Consider the following 18,575-nt stretch of genomic DNA (forward strand, 5'->3'; position numbering starts at 1 on the left):
ATCTCAATTTAATTGATAATTTGTAAAAACATAATTGATAATACAGTTGATTAATTGATAACTTTTCTTTGCTATTTATTTATAAAACATTGAATAAACAATAATACAAATTATAATTATTATAAATTAGAAGACACTTTTCTATTTACAGATTAGAATTATTATAATATAATGTTTATTGAGATAGAGAGAAAATATTAAATTAAAGGAGAGATTTCAATGGCTCAACAAGATGTCGTAAAAGAATTAAATCAACAAGTTGCTAACTGGACAGTAGCTTATACTAAATTGCATAACTTCCATTGGTATGTAAAAGGACCTAATTTCTTCTCATTACATGCTAAATTTGAAGAATTATACAATGAAGCTAGTCAATATGTAGATGATTTAGCTGAACGTATTTTAGCAATTGGTGGTAATCCAGTAGGTACATTAAAAGAAAGTTTAGAACTTTCAATTGTTGAAGAAGCTGGAAAAGGCTATAAAGCTGAAGAAATGGTTGAAGAATTCTCAAAAGATTTAACTAATATTTCTAAGCAATTAGAAACAGCTATTAAAGTCGCTGGTGACGCAGGCGACGACGTATCTGAAGATATGTTTATCGGTATGCAAACATCAGTAGACAAACGCAACTGGATGTTAAAATCATATTTAGTATAAATAGGGATATAAATAAATGAGGCTGAGACAAATTAAAATGTCTCAGCCTTTGCTAATATATTGGCAAAGGCTGACTGGTTTGAAAATGCGCTTAAATCAAGTTTTTTCAAATCTAGTCAGCCTTGCCGGGGAGCGGGGCCCCAGCACAGAGAATTTCATTAAGAAATTCCACTAATAAAGCAAGCTGGGGTTGGACGACGAAATTTAATTAATTTCTGTCCCACTTCCATTTTTATATTAAAAAGTTTATTCAGCAATTTCTAAAGCGATTTCCATCATTTGAGTGAATGAAGTTTGACGCTCTTCAGCAGTAGTGGCTTCATCTCTTAAAATATGGTCACTTACTGTGAAAATACCTAATGCTTTTTTACCAGCACTGATAGCATTTAAATATAAGCCAGCTGATTCCATTTCAATACCTAGAATACCCATTTTGTGCCAACTATCATTAAATGTAGCATCAGCGTTATAGAAAGTATCTGATGAAAGAACATTACCTACATGAGTTGTTGCGCCAATATCATCTGCAGCTTTTTTAGCTTTTGTAACTAATTCAAAGTCTGCAATTGGTGCAAAGTGGCCTGGAATATTAAATTGATCCACATAGTTTGAGTTTGTTGAAGCGGCTTGTGCAATAATGACATCGTATAAATTGACGTCTTCTTGTAATGCGCCACATGAACCTACGCGAATAATTGTTTCTACATCAAAGAAGTTATATAGCTCATAAGAGTAAATTCCGATACTAGGAATACCCATACCTGAACCCATAACTGAAATTTCTTTACCTTTATATGTGCCAGTGTAGCCAAACATATTACGAACTTCGTTAAATTGTTCAACATTTTCTAAGAAGTTGTCAGCAATATATTTTGCGCGTAAAGGGTCGCCAGGCATTAAAACTGTTTTTGCAATTTTAGTTCCTTTAGGTTGAATATGAGGTGTACCATTTGTCATTCCTATCTTCTCCTTAATATCCATAGTTAAGATTAAGATAACATTTGTTTAACTTTTTTGCGAATTTTTGTACTATATAAGTGAAGGGCTATTTTGAAAAAATAGGCACAAAGATAACTATTAACAACATATTGGAGGACTAAATTATGAATTACGCAAAATATATCGATCACACATTATTAAAGCCTGAGTCTACACGTGAACAAATTGATAACATCATTAAAGAAGCTAAGGAATATGGTTTTAAATCAATTTGTGTTAACCCAACACATGTTAAATACTCAGCTGAACAATTAAACGGTTCTGATGTATTAGTTTGTACAGTGATTGGTTTCCCTTTAGGTGCTACAACTACAGAAACTAAAGTGTTCGAAACTAAGAATGCTATTGATAACGGTGCATCAGAAATTGACATGGTTATCAATGTAGGCGCGCTTAAAGATAAACGTTACGATGATGTTAAAAAAGATATTCAAGAAGTTGTTAACGCTGCTAGTGGTAAAACAGTTAAAGTCATTATCGAAACAGTTTTATTAACGGATGAAGAGAAAGTAAAAGCTTCTGAATTAGCTAAAGAAGCAGGCGCTCACTTTGTTAAAACATCAACAGGTTTCGCTGGAGGCGGTGCTACACCTGAAGATGTGAAATTGATGAAAGATACAGTGGGTGATGATTTAGAAGTTAAAGCTTCTGGCGGTGTACGTAACCTTGAAGATTTCAATAAGATGATTGATGCTGGTGCTACACGTATTGGTGCTAGTGCAGGTGTACAAATTATCAAAGGTTTAGAATCTGATTCTGATTATTAATTTTCAGGAAAAAGACAGCAATTAGAGTAAACAACATTATAGAAAGGGGTTCAGAACGATGAGAATGGTAGATATCATTGAGAAAAAACGTGATGGGAAAGCTTTAACAAAAGAAGAAATTGAATTCTTCGTAGAGGGATATACTAAAGGGGATATTCCAGACTATCAAGCCTCAAGTCTAGCGATGGCAATTTACTTCCAAGATATGGATGATGAAGAACGTGCAGCTTTAACAATGGCGATGGTTAATTCAGGAGACGTTATAGATTTATCTCAAATTAATGGTGTGAAAGTAGATAAACATTCAACAGGCGGTGTTGGTGATACCACAACACTCGTACTAGCACCGTTAGTTGCAGCAGTAGGCGTGCCAGTTGCTAAAATGAGTGGACGTGGCTTAGGTCATACGGGTGGTACGATAGATAAACTTGAATCGATTGAAGGTTTCCACGTAGAAATTTCAGAAGAGGAATTTATTAAACTCGTAAATGATAATCAAGTTGCTGTTATCGGACAATCTGGTAACTTAACTCCAGCAGATAAAAAATTATATGCTTTAAGAGATGTCACTGGTACAGTAAATTCTATTCCATTAATCGCTTCTTCTATTATGAGTAAAAAGATTGCTGCAGGTGCTGACGCTATTGTATTAGACGTTAAAACGGGTAATGGTGCATTTATGAAGACAATTGCTGATGCTGAGAATTTAGCACATGCTATGGTAAGTATCGGTAATAATGTTGGTAGAAATACAATGGCAATTATTTCAGATATGAGCCAACCTTTAGGTCGTGCAATTGGTAACGCTTTAGAATTAAAAGAATCCATTGATACACTAAAAGGCGAAGGTCCTGAAGACTTAACTGAATTAGTATTAACTTTAGGTTCACAAATGGTAGTACTTGCGGGTAAAGCTGACTCGCTTGAACAAGCACGTCAACTATTATTGGATGCAATTAAAGATGGTTCGGCATTAGCTAAATTTAAGACATTTTTAGAGAATCAAGGTGGCAATGCATCAGTAGCAGATGCGCCTGAAAAGTTACCAACTGCGACATATCAAATTGATTATAAAGCAAAAACGAGTGGTGTAGTGGCAGAATTAATTGCTAATGAAATTGGTGTAGCATCAATGATGTTAGGTGCTGGTAGACAGACTAAAGAAGACGATATCGACTTAAGTGTAGGTATTGTATTAAATAAAAAAGTAGGCGACAGTGTCAATAAAGGTGACTCATTATTAACGATTCATAGTAATAAAGAAAATATTGATGACGTGATTGCTAAACTTGATGAAAGCATTACAATTAAAGACCAAGCGACTGCACCAAATTTAATTCATAAAATTATTACAGAGTAGGAGTGTTTCATTATGACGACACCTTTTAAACGAGTACACTTAATAGTTATGGACTCAGTAGGTATTGGTGAAGGACCTGATGCTGCAGCATTTAACGATGAAGGATCACATACACTTAAACATACACTAGAAGGTTTCAATCAAGAGTTGCCTAATTTACAGCGTTTAGGTTTAGGTAATATTGATGATCTACCCGTTGTAAATAAAGTAGAACAATCAGGAGCGTTCTACACTAAATTAAGTGAAGCTTCAGTAGGTAAAGATACAATGACAGGTCACTGGGAGATTATGGGGCTTAACATTATGCAACCATTTAAAGTATATCCTAATGGCTTCCCTGATGAATTAATTCAAGAAATTGAATCAATGACTGGACGCAAAGTTGTAGCAAATAAACCTGCTTCAGGTACTGCAATTATTGATGAACTTGGTGAACATCAAATGAAGACTGGCGATTTAATCGTTTACACGAGCGCCGATCCTGTGCTACAAATTGCAGCGCATGAAGATATTATTCCATTAGAAGAACTTTACGATATTTGCGAAAAGGTTCGTGAGTTAACGAAAGATCCTAAATATTTAATTGGACGTGTCATTGCTCGCCCATACATTGGTGAACCAGGTAACTTCACGCGTACATCTAATCGTCATGATTATGCATTAAAACCATTTGGTAAAACAGTTATGAATAGTCTTAAAGACAATGATTATGATGTTATTGCAATTGGTAAAATTAATGACATTTATGATGGTGAAGGTGTTACTGAAGCGATACGTACAAAAAATAATATGGACGGCATGGACCAACTGATTGAAGTAGTTAAGAAAGACTTCAATGGTATTAGTTTCTTAAACTTAGTTGACTTTGATGCATTATATGGTCACCGTCGTGATAAAGAAGGGTATGCGCAAGCGATTAAAGATTTCGATGAACGCTTACCAGAATTAATTGAAAACTTACAAGAAGATGATTTAGTCATCATTACTGCTGACCATGGTAATGATCCAATTGCTGATGGTACGGATCATACGCGTGAATATATTCCAGTATTAATGTTTAGCCCTAAAATTAAGGAATATCATGAATTATCAGGTGATACTACATTTAGTTCTATTGGGGCAACTATCGCAGATAATTTCAACGTAGAATTACCAGAATTCGGTAAAAGTTATTTGAAAGAAATGGGAGTTGAACGTTAATGAAATTCTTTCGATATTTACTTGGTTTAGCGTTTGGTACGGCTGGCGTTTTACATTTTACTAATGAACGTCAATTTAGAAATATCGTGCCAGACTATTTGCCATTACAAAAAACAGCAGTGTTAGTCACAGGTGTCTTTGAAATTTTCTTTGGCATTATGTTATTAATTAAGCGTCCAGCAGATTGGTTGAAGAAAGGTATGAACTTATTCTTATTATCAGTTCTTCCTGCTAATATTTATATGGCACGTAAAAAATTGCCTTTAGGCGATAAACAAGTACCTACATGGGCATTATATTTAAGATTACCATTCCAATTTGTATTAATGGGGCTTATTAAAAAATTATAAGTAGAACTTTAAATTCATATAAATATAAATGGATACTCATTTAAAGGCGTTCTAAGATAGATAGTCACTCACTTAAGTTGCTACGCGTTCCTGGGGTGTCGTCTCAGCCTCGGTCTTCGACTGGCACTGTTCCCCTAGGAGTCTTCGCAACTACGGTTCGTTATCTATCTTAGAACGCCTTACATAAGTGCTTTAGCGCTTAGGCTCATTATTAATACACAACTTAGAAATACTCTATTATCCATTTTAGAACTGCTTAATTAAGTGTGTGAACGCTTAAGTTCATTAATCATTAGCATAAGGTTTTTACTAAAATATGAGAATTTTATGCAATTTTAAATTAAAAATGTATGCAAAACCTAAAAAATCACCGCTTCTTTAATCATTAAGAAGCGGTGTTTTCTTTAATTAATTTAATTATTTACCTTCTCCGAATACGTCGTTCCACTGATCACGTTTGTCTAAGAATGCTTGAGCAATTTCTTTAGCACCTTCTAATGAGTGGCTTGCAGCCCATCCGCATTGTACTTCATTACAAGCAGGTACTTCAGTAGCTTTTAAAACATCGTGTAATGTTTTTTCAATAATATTTAAAACATCATCGTAATCATCATGGTTAATAAATGATACGTAGAAACCTGTTTGACAACCCATTGGACTTAAATCAACGACTTTATCAGTGTGATTTCTAATATTTTCAGCCATTAAATGTTCTAAAGAATGTAAACCAGGCATTTCCATATGTTCTTTATTAGGTTGTTTGAAGCGGATATCATATTTTTTAATAACATCACCATTTAAACCTTCCATTGTACCTGCTAAGCGTACAAATGGTGCAACGACTTTAGTGTGATCTAAGTTAAAGCTTTCAACGTTCATTTTTGGCATATATGTTCCTCCTAAATAAGACAATCATTTTAGTTTCATCAATAAATTGATTGTAACAAGAGCGTCCAGTATTTACAATTTTTGCTAACTGAACCCGTACTCCCAATGCTTAAATTTTCCTTAAAAAATATTGTGAGAAAATTTTGTAAATATAATGACAATAGATATTAAATCCGATAAAATAGGTAATAATTCATTTGAATACGATTAAACCAATACTTAAATATAGCTTTTAATATGAGGTTAATTTCGGCTATAAAAGGGAGTTATGATTTTATGAGTAATAAACAAGAAATTTTAGATTATATAGAGAATAAAAAATATGATTATGTTGAAATTAGTCATCGAATCCATGAACGCCCTGAATTAGGTAATGAGGAAATATTTGCCTCAAGAACATTGATTGATAAATTAAAAGAGAATGGATTTGACATAGAGACGGATATCGCTGGGCATGCTACAGGTTTTATTGCTAATTATGATTCGGAGAAAGAGGGACCAACAATTGGTTATTTAGCTGAATATGACGCGTTACCTGGATTAGGTCACGCATGTGGTCATAATATTATAGGTACATCAAGCGTATTAGCAGGTTCAGCGTTGAAACAAGTTGTCGACAATGTTGGGGGTAAAGTGGTTGTTCTAGGGTGTCCAGCTGAAGAAGGTGGCGAGAATGGTAGTGCTAAAGCTTCCTATGTGAAAGCAGGCGTTATTAATGATATAGACATAGCGTTAATGATTCATCCTGGTAATGAAACATATCCAACTATTAATACATTAGCCGTTGATGTATTAGATATTAAATTTTATGGTAAGAGCGCACATGCTTCTGAAAATGCAGACGAGGCATTGAACGCTTTGAATGCTATGATTTCTTACTTTAATGGTGTTGCGCAACTGAGACAACACATTAAGAAAGGTCAACGTGTGCATGGTGTCATTCTTGATGGAGGTAAAGCGGCAAATATTATACCTGACTTTACACATGCACGATTCTATACACGTGCGAGAACGCGTAAAGAGTTAGATGTGTTAACTGAAAAAGTCAATCAAATTGCTAGAGGTGCTGCGATTCAAACAGGATGTGATTATGAATTTGGACCTATACAAAATGGTGTGAATGAGTTTATTAAGACGCCTAAACTCGATCAACTTTTCGAAAAATATGCGAATGAAGTAGGCGAAGATGTAAGTCATGATGATTTTGGTTTCGGTTCTACAGATACGGGTAATGTCAGTCATATAGTACCTACGATTCACCCTCACGTGAAGATTGGGTCTAGAAATTTAGTTGGTCACACGCATCGATTTAGAGAAGCAGCTGCGAGTGTTCATGGTGATCAAGCATTAATTAGAGGTGCTAAAATAATAGCTTTAATGGGCTTAGAATTAATTGAAAATAAGGGATTGTTTGATGATATTGTTCAACAGCACTCTCATATAAAGGGGCAAATCAAATAATGACAGAGAACACTAAAAGACCTATGTTGGCGTTAAGTGATTTATATGATGAAAAGGTTGTGTATAATTCAAGACCTTCGTATATAGCAAATCCATGGCTTAAGCCTGAAGAACATCAATCTAATTTTTTAACGGGAAGAGAAATGATTATTGCGAATAAGATGCCGATGATTGTTCATGAAGCAAGTGTTACGGATAAATTACAACAATTGTTTGATCTTATTGGGAAATCTATTCCTAAACATATATATAAGTTTCATAATCGTGAAACTTATGAACATTTATTAAACGAAATTGCTGAAGATAAAGATAAAAAGATTTATTTCCAATATGTTCATAGTGATGATGTGATTGATGAAGAGAAGTATGCTGTGAATAAAGAGGTATTTATCGCATTAAATAACAAAGCGCGTATACCAGAATGGACAAACAATAAATATTTACCAGATCGTGAAATTGTAGCTATTAACGATTTTAAAGCACGTATCAAAGATTGGTCATTTCCGTTTGTTATTAAACCAGGGGATGAGTTACCGACTGCTGGTGGATATGGCGTAATGATTTGTTATAACGAAGAGGATTTAGAAAAAGCAACAAAACGCATTTTTGATGCGACTGATGCAACGGATAATTTAATTATTGAACAAAAAATTGAAGCGGTTAAAAATTACTGTGTGCAATTTGCTTATTCAAAAGAATTAGGGATTAAATATCTTGGTACAGCACATCAAATTACAAATGAATATGGTTTTTATGCAGGGAATGAAAATGTTCATGATGTACCCCAAAATGTGATTGATGCTGGTCGGGAGATTATGGAAAAAGGTGTAGAACTAGGGTTCTTTGGTGTAGCAGGGTTTGATTTATTATTAGATAAAAGTGGCGATGTCTTTGCTATCGACTTGAATTTTAGACAAAATGGTTCTACAAGCATGCTCTTACTACAACATGAGTTAAACCCTAATTATCAGAAGTTTTATAGTTATTTCTCTCGAGGAGATAATGAACACTTCTTTAATGTCATTCTTAAATATGTGAAAAAAGGTGTGCTTTATCCATTATCTTATTATGATGGAGAATGGTTCACTGCAGATAAAGTAAAATCACGTTTTGGTTGTATTTGGCATGGTGATTCAAAAGAAGAAGTGGAAGAATTAGAAAAAGCATTTATAGCAGAACTTGATAAATCAGAATTATAAGAATATTCTCACTTGTAGATTTATAATAAAAACGTTCTAGAAAAAATTTACTTTTCTAGAACGTTTTATATTTATTCTCCTAAATATAAGGCCCCTAATGCACCTGAAAATGCCCCATGTTCAATATAAAAAGGTTTGCATCCTCTTAAAACAGTATAATCTTCAATTACTTCACGTAATAAAGAATTGTTATTGAACGAGGAACCAATGTAAACTACGTTCTCAGTTTTATATTCACGTGCTACTGTAATCGCCATTGTTGTAATAACTTCTCCTACTACGCCGACAACGGATGCTAATTTATTAGACGCAGTGAAATCTACATCCATATTATGAAGTACGTTACCAAAGTTAGCTGCTGTAAGTTCTCCAGAAATAGGAGGTTCAGTGTCTTTATAAATATGTTTAACTTTAAGATCTATCGTATCTCGATCACCAGCTTGAGCAAGATTTGTTAACTGCTCATAATCTGAAATTTGAGTTAAAAGATAGCCTAAACCTTGAATCATACCTCCGCCAGTACCAATACCACCAACACGTTGTTGCTGTTGACCATCAAAATAGTGTAAAGAGGTTCCCGTACCAACATTCGCGAAGATATATTTTGTAATATTGTGACCTTGTTCTTTAAGTAATATGCCAAGGCCTTTAGATGAAGCATCAAATTCCACAAAAGTATTAGAGGAAGTATTTAAATTTTCAGCAATCACGCCTGCGTTTCCGCCAGTTAAACTAATTGCTTCAAACGTTTCATTATTTAACCATGTGATAACTTTATGTATATCAGTAGTAAGTTCAGTATGGTAAGTACGTTCATTATCTTGTTCTTGAACGATTTTTATTAACGTACCTCCTGCATCAATACCTACTTTCATTTCATTCACCTCGTGATTTTATATGTCATACTAATAGTAAATGAAATTTGCCGAATTACAATAGCTTAATTTAAAAAAATAATAGTTCAAAAAGTTATATCTAAATAGAATATGATAAAAATTGGAATAACAAAGGAAAACATCTATAATAATATGTAACTTAATTGGAAGATTTAGGGGAGAAGACATGACTATCAAAAAGCAATTTGAAAATATTATAATTCAAGAATTTGAAGAGAAATATCGAGAAGATGTTGTGAACTTTGAATTAAGCGAACGTCAACAAATTTATTCATCATTACCTAAAACAGTATTAGAAGAAGCATTAAATGATGACAATAGAATTGCGAATATTGCGATAAACGAAGAGGGGGATGTAGTAGGGTTTTTTGTGTTACATCAACACTATCAACATGAAGGCTATGATACACCGGAAAATGTCGTTTATGTGCGTTCATTATCAATTAATGAAAAGTTCCAAGGACATGGCTATGGTACAACAATGATGATGTATTTACCTCAATACGTTCAAGCGCTGTTTCCAAATTTCAATCATTTATATTTAGTGGTAGATGCTGAAAATAAAGGCGCGTGGAATGTTTATGAGCGTGCAGGATTTATGCATGCCGCTACGAAAGAAGAAGGACCTATCGGAAAAGAAAGGTTATATTACTTAGATTTAGATTCAAAGCATGTCTCATCACTACGATTAGCTGAGAATAAAGATTCAAGTATTGCTTCTTATAAAGTTGTAGATTTATTAAAAGACAACCAAAAAGCAGGATTCATTGCGCTTGAACAACATGAAGATCGGGTAAATATTGCGGCAATTGAAGTTAACAAAGATCAGCGTAAAGAGGGAATAGCTGAGAGTGCACTGCGTCAATTACCTACATATATACGTAAACATTTTAAAGGTATTAAGACAATTGTCATCACATTGTTCGGTGAAAATAATGAATTAAAATCTTTATGTATTAATAGTGGATTTGTTGAAATGAATCAATGTGAGGATTTAGTGATTTTTGAAAAATATATTAATTACTAAGATAATAGCAATTGCGAAATCACTTGTTGTCATTTATAATTTATCTTTGTTACTATTAATTAATGAAAATTAACGAGTTATTATAAAATCCTTCGAAAGGAAGTTAAGTTATAATGAAAATTCAAGATTATACTAAAGAAATGGTTGACGAAAAATCATTTATCGATATGGCTTATACTTTGTTACATGACAAAGGTTCAACAATGAACTTATATGATATCATTGATGAATTTAAAAACTTAGGCGATTATGAATATGAAGAAATCGAAAATCGTGTAGTACAATTCTACACTGATTTAAATACTGACGGACGTTTCTTAAATGTTGGTGAAAATCAATGGGGTCTTCGTGACTGGTATTCAGTAGATGACATTGAAGAAAAAATCGCGCCAACAATTCAAAAATTCGACATCCTTGATGATGACGATGAAGAAGATAAAAATCTTAAATTATTAGGCGATGACGAAATGGATGATGACGATGATATTCCAGCTCAAACGGATGATCAAGAAACGTTAAATGATCCAGAAGATGAAGAAGTTGAAGATGAAATCAATGACTCTGATATCGTGATTGAAGAAGACGATGATGAAGACCTCGATGAAGAAGAGGAAGAAGCATTTGAAGAGGAAGAAGATTTCAACGACTAAATTTTAGTTTTGATTGACTTTTATTAAAAAGATGTTAAAATTTTATTCGGGCTCCTTTAAATAGGACACGTGTATAAATTTTATACGCTCCCCTTGCATCTATGTGAGAGGGAGCGATTTTTTTATTTTATTAACTTTTAAGTATGAGTAATTGTTTAGTAAGGAAGCATCCCTTTATTAATTAGGAGGTCAGGAAATGACAAAATTTATTTTTGTAACAGGCGGAGTAGTGTCATCATTAGGTAAAGGTATCACAGCCGCTTCTCTAGGAAGATTGTTAAAAGATAGAGGTCTTAAAGTAACGATTCAAAAGTTTGATCCATATTTAAACGTAGACCCAGGTACAATGAGTCCTTATCAACACGGAGAGGTATTTGTTACAGACGATGGCGCTGAAACTGACTTAGACTTAGGACATTATGAACGTTTCATAGACATTAATTTAAATAAATATTCAAATGTAACAGCTGGTAAAGTTTACTCTCACGTATTGAAGAAAGAACGTCGCGGTGACTACTTAGGTGGTACTGTACAAGTTATCCCACATATTACTAATGAAATTAAAGAAAGATTATTATTAGCTGGAGAAAGTACAAATGCTGATGTAGTAATCACTGAAATCGGTGGTACAACTGGTGATATCGAATCATTACCTTTCATTGAAGCGATTCGTCAAATTAGAAGTGACTTAGGTCGTGAAAATGTTATGTACGTGCATTGTACATTATTACCATACATTAAAGCAGCAGGCGAAATGAAAACGAAACCTACACAACATAGTGTAAAAGAATTACGTGGATTAGGTATTCAACCAGACCTAATTGTCGTACGTACAGAATATGAAATGACGCAAGACTTAAAAGATAAAATTGCTTTATTCTGTGATATCAATAAAGAAAGTGTTATTGAATGTAGAGACGCTTCTTCATTATATGAAATTCCATTACAATTAAGTGCACAAGATATGGATGACATTGTTATCAACCGTTTAGATTTAGATGCTAAATACGAAACACAATTAGATGAATGGCAATATTTATTAGATACAGTCAACTCATTAGATGGCACAATTACAATTGGTTTAGTAGGTAAATACGTAAGCTTACAAGATGCTTATTTATCTGTCGTAGAATCATTAAAACATGCAGGTTATCCATTGAAGAAAGATGTTGTCGTTAAATGGATTGATTCTAGTGAAGTTACAGATGAAAATGTAGAAAGCTACTTAAGCGATGTAGACGGTATCTTAGTGCCTGGTGGTTTCGGATTTAGAGCAAGTGAAGGGAAAATTTCAGCGATTAAATATGCGCGTGAAAACAACGTACCTTACTTCGGTATTTGCTTAGGTATGCAATTAGCAACAGTTGAGTATGCAAGAAATGTATTAGGCTTAAAAGGAGCACATTCAGCAGAGTTAGATCCAAATACACCTTATCCTATTATTGACTTACTTCCTGAGCAAAAAGACATTGAAGATTTAGGCGGTACATTACGTTTAGGATTATATCCATGTGCTATTAAAGAAGGCACTTTAGCACATCGTATTTATGATGCTACTAATATTGAAGAAAGACATCGTCATCGTTATGAATTTAACAATGAATACAGAGAGCAACTTGAAGAGAAAGGTATGGTATTCTCAGGAACTAGCCCAGATGGTCGTTTAGTAGAAATGGTAGAAATTCCTGAAAATGATTTCTTCGTAGCTTGTCAATTCCATCCTGAGTTCTTATCAAGACCTAATAGACCGCAACCAATCTTTAAAGCATTTGTAGAAGCGGCTTATCAACATCAAAATCAAAAGTAATATTTAGATTTAAAAAGCACCTCCTTTCTTAAACGTGAGAAAGGAGGTGCTTTTTTCGTTAAAGTTATAGTTCTAAATCGCGTGTCATTTCAATCATTTGCGTATAAATCTCATAATAAATGTAATTAAAAGCCATAGTATGAGGTTGAACGATCTTATCATAATCTTCTGTATAGACAATTGGACGAGGTGTAGCTAAATTAACAAAGTGCAGAAGATGTTCAGGGAAATCTTCTTGTTTAGGACGATTACAAATTAAAACAAAATCAATATCTTGAGCGAGTAATTCATGCACATCTTTAGCGACTTCCTCTGTATAAAAAGGAGAAAAGAGTAAAACACGATCTGTAGAATCAATGTCAGAAATAGAATTTATACTAGATAGTCGCTTTGAAGATTTTAAGTGTTCTTCACTTTCTAAGATAAAGGGCTCAAAGAATTTTAAATCTCCATAACCTTTAATATAAACATAGCCTTCACCGCCAATTGCTTGTATTAAACATTGTGCTGCCATTTGAATATCTAATGCTTGATCTTCTAAACGATTAAATATACCAGTTAATTGTGTATGTAATATTTTAGACATGTTTATCCTCCATTTCATAAGTATTGTAATGAAATGAGTGAGGTTATGCAATTGTCTGAAATGACAATTTTGCTAACTAAATAGTGTTGTTTAATGATTTATATATTTGAACGAGTATAAACATGCATTTAAAATTCTTTTCTGATATAATGATTTTGAAAAATTAGTGCAATTGCACCCAAGGAGGAACTTTCATGCCATTAGTTTCAATGAAAGAAATGTTAATAGATGCAAAAGAAAATGGTTATGCGGTTGGTCAATACAACCTAAATAACTTAGAATTTACACAAGCAATTTTAGAAGCTTCACAAGAAGAAAATGCTCCAGTAATTTTAGGTGTATCAGAAGGTGCTGCTCGTTACATGAGTGGTTTCTATACAGTAGTAAAAATGGTTGAAGGTTTAATGCACGACTTAAATATTACTGTACCAGTAGCAATTCACTTAGACCATGGTTCAAGTTTCGACAAATGTAAAGAAGCTATCGATGCAGGTTTCACATCTGTAATGATTGATGCTTCACATAGCCCATTTGAAGAAAACGTTGAAATTACTTCTAAAGTAGTTGAATATGCACATCAACACGGCGTATCAGTAGAAGCTGAGTTAGGTACAGTAGGTGGACAAGAAGATGACGTTGTTGGCGGAATCATCTATGCTGACCCTAAAGAATGTCAAGAATTAGTAGAAAGAACTGGTATCGATGCATTAGCACCTGCATTAGGTTCAGTACACGGTCCTTACAAAGGCGAACCTAAATTAGGTTTCAAAGAAATGGAAGAAATCGGTGCTTCAACTGGTTTACCATTAGTATTACATGGTGGTACTGGTATCCCTACGAAAGATATCCAAAAAGCAATTCCTTATGGTACTGCTAAAATTAACGTAAATACAGAAAACCAAATTTCTTCTGCAAAAGCAGTAAGAGAAGTTTTAAATAACGACCAAGATGTTTACGATCCACGTAAATATTTAGGACCTGCTCGTGAAGCAATCAAAGAAACAGTTAAAGGTAAAATTAGAGAATTTGGTACATCAAACCGTGCTAAATAATTAAACTTTTAATGCGTTGACTAAATAAATAATTTAAATGGAGTGGACTTGAATTCAATTTCGAATTCAAATCCACTCCATTTTTTATTTATAGCAATTATGAATTAATAATTTTTTGAAAATGATTTATAATACTATTATACATAATATCTTTTAAAGGTTTTATACGATTACCGGATATTATTTTTGAAAATTATTTTTACTTAAATAACTAAGTAATTAACGTTTTACAAATAAATAAAATGTAATTTATAATACTCATAATGTACAATTTGAAAAATGACAAACAAAGGAGATAAAACTTATGACTCAAGAGGTAATAAAAATCCGTGGTGGTCAAACGCTTAACGGTGAAGTCACAATAAGTGGTGCTAAAAATAGTGCAGTAGCTATTATTCCAGCTACGTTATTAGCTCAAGGCCAAGTAAAGCTAGATGGGCTGCCACAGATTTCTGACGTCGAAACATTAGTAAGTTTATTAGAAGATTTAAATATTAAAACAAATTTGGATGGTAAATGTCTAGATGTTGATACTACTGATATACAAAATGCACCATTACCAAATAATAAAGTAGAATCTCTTCGTGCGTCTTATTATATGATGGGAGCGATGTTAGGTCGCTTTAAAAAATGTGTCATTGGTTTACCAGGCGGTTGTCCACTAGGGCCTCGACCAATTGATCAACACATTAAAGGATTTAAAGCACTTGGTGCTGAAATCGATGAGTCTAGTGAAACATCTATGAAGATCGAAACTAAAGAACTTCATGGTGCTAATATCTTCCTTGATATGGTAAGTGTAGGAGCAACTATTAATATTATGTTAGCAGCTGTGCATGCTAAAGGCCAAACGATTATTGAAAATGCCGCAAAAGAACCTGAAGTTGTAGATGTGGCCAACTTCTTAAATAGTTTAGGAGCAGATGTTAAGGGCGCAGGTACAAGCACACTAAAGATTAACGGTGTAGAAACATTACATGGTTCTGAATACCAAATTATTCCTGACCGTATTGAAGCAGGCACTTATATGTGTATAGCTGCTGCTTGTGGTAAAGAAGTAACGATTAATAATATCGTACCTAAACACGTAGAAGCATTAACTGTAAAATTAAAAGAATTAGGCGTAGATATCTATATAAATGACGATGCAGAAAAAGCGACAATTAGAGGTCATAAAGATTATAAAAATGTAGATATTAAAACATTAGTATATCCTGGCTTTGCCACAGACTTACAACAGCCAATTACACCATTATTATTTATGGCAGATGGTCCTTCATTTGTTACTGAAACAATTTACCCAGCTCGTTTCAAACATGTAGATGAATTAAAAAATATGGGTGCTGATATTGAGGCAGACATGTCGACTGGTACAGCTACTATCAAACCATCTTCATTACAAGGTGCTGATGTTTATGCAAGTGACTTGCGTGCAGGGGCATGTTTAATCATTGCTGGATTAATTGCTGAAGGTGTAACAACAATTTATAACGTTAAACACATTTATCGTGGATATACTGATATCGTCAAACACTTAAAAGACTTAGGTGCAGATATTTGGACTGAACAAGCGTAAAAATATTTGGTATAATAATTATATTAAAGACAAAAAGTAAATGAAGTATAGTGTAAATTCAAGCTACTTCATAGCCTGTAGCATTCCATAGATAAGGCTACAGGCTCTCTCTTTTTGTAAAAGATGTTTGGATTAGAGGTGAAGACAATGGAAATCTGTCCATATCTTGAAGAAACCTTTAAAATTGTTGGTAGAAGTTGGAACGGTTTAATCATTAACTACCTATCTCGATGCACTGATTATACTGCACACTTTTCCGATATGAAAAGGGATTTAAAAACGATTACCCCTCGTGCTTTGAGTATTAAATTAACAGATTTAGGTGAATGGGGATTAGTAGAAAAAAAGATAGTTTCAACTAGTCCGGTTTCAATTATTTATGAATTGACAGAAAAAGGAAGAGCTCTAGCTGAAGCTTTAAAACCAATGGAAGATTGGGCTAGAACTTATATAGAGCTTGAAAATGAAGTTAAAGCTAAATAATAAAGACAAGGTTCTGCGATAATGCATTATGACGTAAATAATGTAAAGCAGAACTTTTTTTATGTTAAAAAGGCTATGTTTAAATTTTTCTAAAAAGGATAAACAGTAGACAGATGTAATAACGATGATTAAGGAGTGAATCATTGATGAGAAATTATACTCAACAATATATCAATGGCGAATGGATTGATAGTGAAAGTAACGAAACAATTGATGTAATTAATCCTGCAACTGAAGAAGTTATCGGTAAAGTAGCTAAAGGTAACGAAAAAGACGTAGATAAAGCTGTAGAAGCTGCTAATGACGTATATTTAGAATTTCGCCATAGCTCAGTAAAAGAAAGAAAAGAATTATTAGATAAAATCGTTGAAGAATATAAAAATAGAAAACAAGATATCATCGAAGCTATTACAGATGAATTAGGTGCACCACTTACTATTTCTGAAAATGTTCACTATGAAATGGGCTTACAACATTTCCAAGAAGCTATTAAAGCATTAGATTCATTTGAGTTTGAAGAACGCCGTGGAGATTCACTAGTAACAAAAGAAGCAATTGGTGTCACTGGTTTAGTCACACCTTGGAACTTTCCAACTAACCAAACTTCATTAAAACTTGCAGCCGCATTTGCAGCTGGTAGTCCAGTAGTACTTAAACCATCTGAAGAAACACCATTTGCTGCAATTATCTTAGCTGAAATCTTTGATAAAGTTGGCGTACCTAAAGGTGTATTCAACTTAGTTAACGGCGATGGTGAAGGTGTAGGTAATCCATTAAGTGAACATCCTAAAGTGAGAATGATGTCATTTACTGGTTCAGGACGCACTGGTTCTAAAATCATGGAAAAAGCTTCTAAAGATTTCAAAAAAGTATCACTTGAATTAGGTGGTAAATCACCTTACATCGTATTAGATGATGTAGATATTAAAGAAGCAGCAAAAGCTACAACAGGTAAAGTAGTTAACAATACTGGTCAAGTTTGTACTGCAGGTACTCGTATCTTAGTACCAGAAAGCATTAAAGAAGAATTCCTAACAGCATTAAAAGAAGAATTCAGTAATGTTAAAGTGGGCGATCCACGTGAAGAAGGTACACAAGTTGGACCAATTATTAGTAAAAAACAATTCGATACAGTGCAATCATATATTGATAAAGGTATTGAAGAAGGCGCTGAATTATTCTATGGTGGCCCAGGTAAACCAGAAGGATTAGACACTGGTTATTTTGCAAGACCAACTATCTTTATTAATGTAGATAATAATATGACAATCGCTCGTGAAGAAATCTTTGGTCCAGTAGCATCAGTTATCACTTATAATGATGTAGATGAAGCGATTAAAATTGCTAATGATACAGAATACGGCTTAGCTGGTTATGTCATTGGTAAAGATAAAGATACGCTTCAAAAAGTAGCGCGCTCAATCGAAGCTGGACGTATCCAAATTAACGAAGCAGCAAACACACCAGACTTACCATTCGGTGGTTATAAACAATCTGGTATCGGTCGTGAATGGGGCGATTACGGAATTGAAGAATTCTTAGAAGTTAAATCAATCGCTGGTTATTTCATTTAATTTAAAAAATTAATTTAATTATGATTTATAACAGTGCATG

At 33.6% G+C, this 18,575-nt stretch carries 18 protein-coding genes; 14 read left to right on the forward strand and 4 right to left on the reverse strand.

Annotated features, from left to right (window positions below):
* Window positions 1-219: 219 nt before the first annotated feature.
* The gene (locus tag LIX58_RS08295; RefSeq protein ID WP_226386242.1) at window positions 220-660 is read left to right on the forward strand and encodes a Dps family protein; all 441 of its coding nucleotides are present in this window, start codon (window positions 220-222) and stop codon (window positions 658-660) included.
* A 246-nt stretch (window positions 661-906) separates the two neighbouring features.
* On the opposite strand, the gene deoD is transcribed toward LIX58_RS08295, so the two are convergent.
* Window positions 907-1,617, reverse strand: a complete 711-nt coding sequence (gene deoD, locus LIX58_RS08300) for a purine-nucleoside phosphorylase (RefSeq protein WP_126564847.1) — start codon at window positions 1,615-1,617, stop codon at window positions 907-909.
* 146 nt (window positions 1,618-1,763) lie between these two features.
* Between deoD and deoC the strand changes: the two genes are divergently transcribed.
* The 4 genes from deoC to LIX58_RS08320 are packed head-to-tail and all read left to right on the forward strand — an operon-like array spanning window position 1,764 to window position 5,336.
* A complete protein-coding gene (gene deoC / locus LIX58_RS08305; protein WP_126564848.1) occupies window positions 1,764-2,426 on the forward strand; it encodes a deoxyribose-phosphate aldolase in 663 nt (220 codons plus the stop codon).
* Window positions 2,427-2,484: 58 nt separating this feature from the next.
* A complete protein-coding gene (locus LIX58_RS08310) occupies window positions 2,485-3,786 on the forward strand; it encodes a pyrimidine-nucleoside phosphorylase (RefSeq protein ID WP_154838223.1) in 1,302 nt (433 codons plus the stop codon).
* Window positions 3,787-3,798: 12 nt separating this feature from the next.
* Entirely contained in the window at window positions 3,799-4,986 is a 1,188-nt protein-coding gene (gene deoB / locus LIX58_RS08315; RefSeq protein ID WP_126564850.1) for a phosphopentomutase, read from the forward strand.
* Window positions 4,986-5,336: a hypothetical protein gene (locus LIX58_RS08320; RefSeq protein WP_126564851.1), complete on the forward strand. Its 351-nt coding sequence runs from the start codon at window positions 4,986-4,988 to the stop codon at window positions 5,334-5,336. The genes deoB and LIX58_RS08320 overlap by 1 nt, the downstream gene beginning before the upstream one ends.
* Before the next feature lie 417 nt (window positions 5,337-5,753).
* On the opposite strand, the gene LIX58_RS08325 is transcribed toward LIX58_RS08320, so the two are convergent.
* Window positions 5,754-6,224, reverse strand: a complete 471-nt coding sequence (locus LIX58_RS08325; protein WP_126564852.1) for an S-ribosylhomocysteine lyase — start codon at window positions 6,222-6,224, stop codon at window positions 5,754-5,756.
* Between the two features lie 276 nt (window positions 6,225-6,500).
* Here LIX58_RS08325 and LIX58_RS08330 point away from each other — a divergent pair, with 276 nt between their 5' ends.
* Together LIX58_RS08330 and ldmS are read left to right on the forward strand one after the other, a co-directional pair.
* Window positions 6,501-7,685 (forward strand): M20 family metallopeptidase, encoded by a 1,185-nt coding sequence (locus LIX58_RS08330; RefSeq protein ID WP_226386243.1) that lies wholly within the window; start codon window positions 6,501-6,503, stop codon window positions 7,683-7,685.
* Complete coding sequence (gene ldmS, locus LIX58_RS08335; RefSeq protein ID WP_226386244.1) at window positions 7,685-8,884, forward strand: L-aspartate--L-methionine ligase LdmS; 1,200 nt, start codon at window positions 7,685-7,687, stop codon at window positions 8,882-8,884. Before LIX58_RS08330 ends, ldmS begins: the two co-directional genes overlap by 1 nt.
* Before the next feature lie 71 nt (window positions 8,885-8,955).
* Here ldmS and coaW read toward each other — a convergent pair whose 3' ends face one another.
* A complete protein-coding gene (gene coaW, locus LIX58_RS08340) occupies window positions 8,956-9,759 on the reverse strand; it encodes a type II pantothenate kinase (protein WP_154838227.1) in 804 nt (267 codons plus the stop codon).
* Between the two features lie 187 nt (window positions 9,760-9,946).
* Between coaW and LIX58_RS08345 the strand changes: the two genes are divergently transcribed.
* The 3 genes from LIX58_RS08345 (at window position 9,947) to LIX58_RS08355 (ending at window position 13,264) form a co-directional block, all read left to right on the forward strand.
* Window positions 9,947-10,807 (forward strand): GNAT family N-acetyltransferase, encoded by an 861-nt coding sequence (locus tag LIX58_RS08345; RefSeq protein WP_154838228.1) that lies wholly within the window; start codon window positions 9,947-9,949, stop codon window positions 10,805-10,807.
* A gap of 113 nt (window positions 10,808-10,920) precedes the next feature.
* The gene (gene rpoE, locus LIX58_RS08350) at window positions 10,921-11,457 is read left to right on the forward strand and encodes a DNA-directed RNA polymerase subunit delta (RefSeq protein WP_126564857.1); all 537 of its coding nucleotides are present in this window, start codon (window positions 10,921-10,923) and stop codon (window positions 11,455-11,457) included.
* A gap of 196 nt (window positions 11,458-11,653) precedes the next feature.
* Window positions 11,654-13,264, forward strand: a complete 1,611-nt coding sequence (locus LIX58_RS08355; protein WP_126564858.1) for a CTP synthase — start codon at window positions 11,654-11,656, stop codon at window positions 13,262-13,264.
* A gap of 64 nt (window positions 13,265-13,328) precedes the next feature.
* Here the strand turns inward: LIX58_RS08355 and LIX58_RS08360 are convergent, their stop codons facing one another.
* Window positions 13,329-13,850, reverse strand: a complete 522-nt coding sequence (locus LIX58_RS08360; RefSeq protein ID WP_154838229.1) for a DUF2529 family protein — start codon at window positions 13,848-13,850, stop codon at window positions 13,329-13,331.
* Between the two features lie 194 nt (window positions 13,851-14,044).
* On the opposite strand from LIX58_RS08360, the gene fdaB reads away from it, so the two are divergent.
* The 4 genes from fdaB to LIX58_RS08380 all read left to right on the forward strand — a co-directional run bounded on the left by fdaB (window position 14,045) and on the right by LIX58_RS08380 (window position 18,535).
* Window positions 14,045-14,902 carry a class IIb fructose-bisphosphate aldolase FdaB gene (fdaB, locus tag LIX58_RS08365; protein ID WP_126564860.1) on the forward strand — a complete coding sequence of 286 codons (858 nt, stop codon included), beginning with the start codon at window positions 14,045-14,047 and terminating at the stop codon, window positions 14,900-14,902.
* Window positions 14,903-15,206: 304 nt separating this feature from the next.
* Complete coding sequence (locus LIX58_RS08370) at window positions 15,207-16,478, forward strand: UDP-N-acetylglucosamine 1-carboxyvinyltransferase (RefSeq protein ID WP_226386245.1); 1,272 nt, start codon at window positions 15,207-15,209, stop codon at window positions 16,476-16,478.
* A gap of 147 nt (window positions 16,479-16,625) precedes the next feature.
* Window positions 16,626-16,961, forward strand: coding sequence for a winged helix-turn-helix transcriptional regulator (locus LIX58_RS08375; RefSeq protein WP_126564862.1), 336 nt, complete (start codon window positions 16,626-16,628; stop codon window positions 16,959-16,961).
* A 146-nt stretch (window positions 16,962-17,107) separates the two neighbouring features.
* Window positions 17,108-18,535 carry an aldehyde dehydrogenase family protein gene (locus tag LIX58_RS08380; RefSeq protein ID WP_226386246.1) on the forward strand — a complete coding sequence of 476 codons (1,428 nt, stop codon included), beginning with the start codon at window positions 17,108-17,110 and terminating at the stop codon, window positions 18,533-18,535.
* The last annotated feature ends 40 nt before the right edge of the window (window positions 18,536-18,575 follow it).

The sequence above is a fragment of the Staphylococcus sp. Marseille-Q1834 genome (assembly GCF_916858875.1).
Lineage (GTDB): Bacteria > Bacillota > Bacilli > Staphylococcales > Staphylococcaceae > Staphylococcus > Staphylococcus pragensis.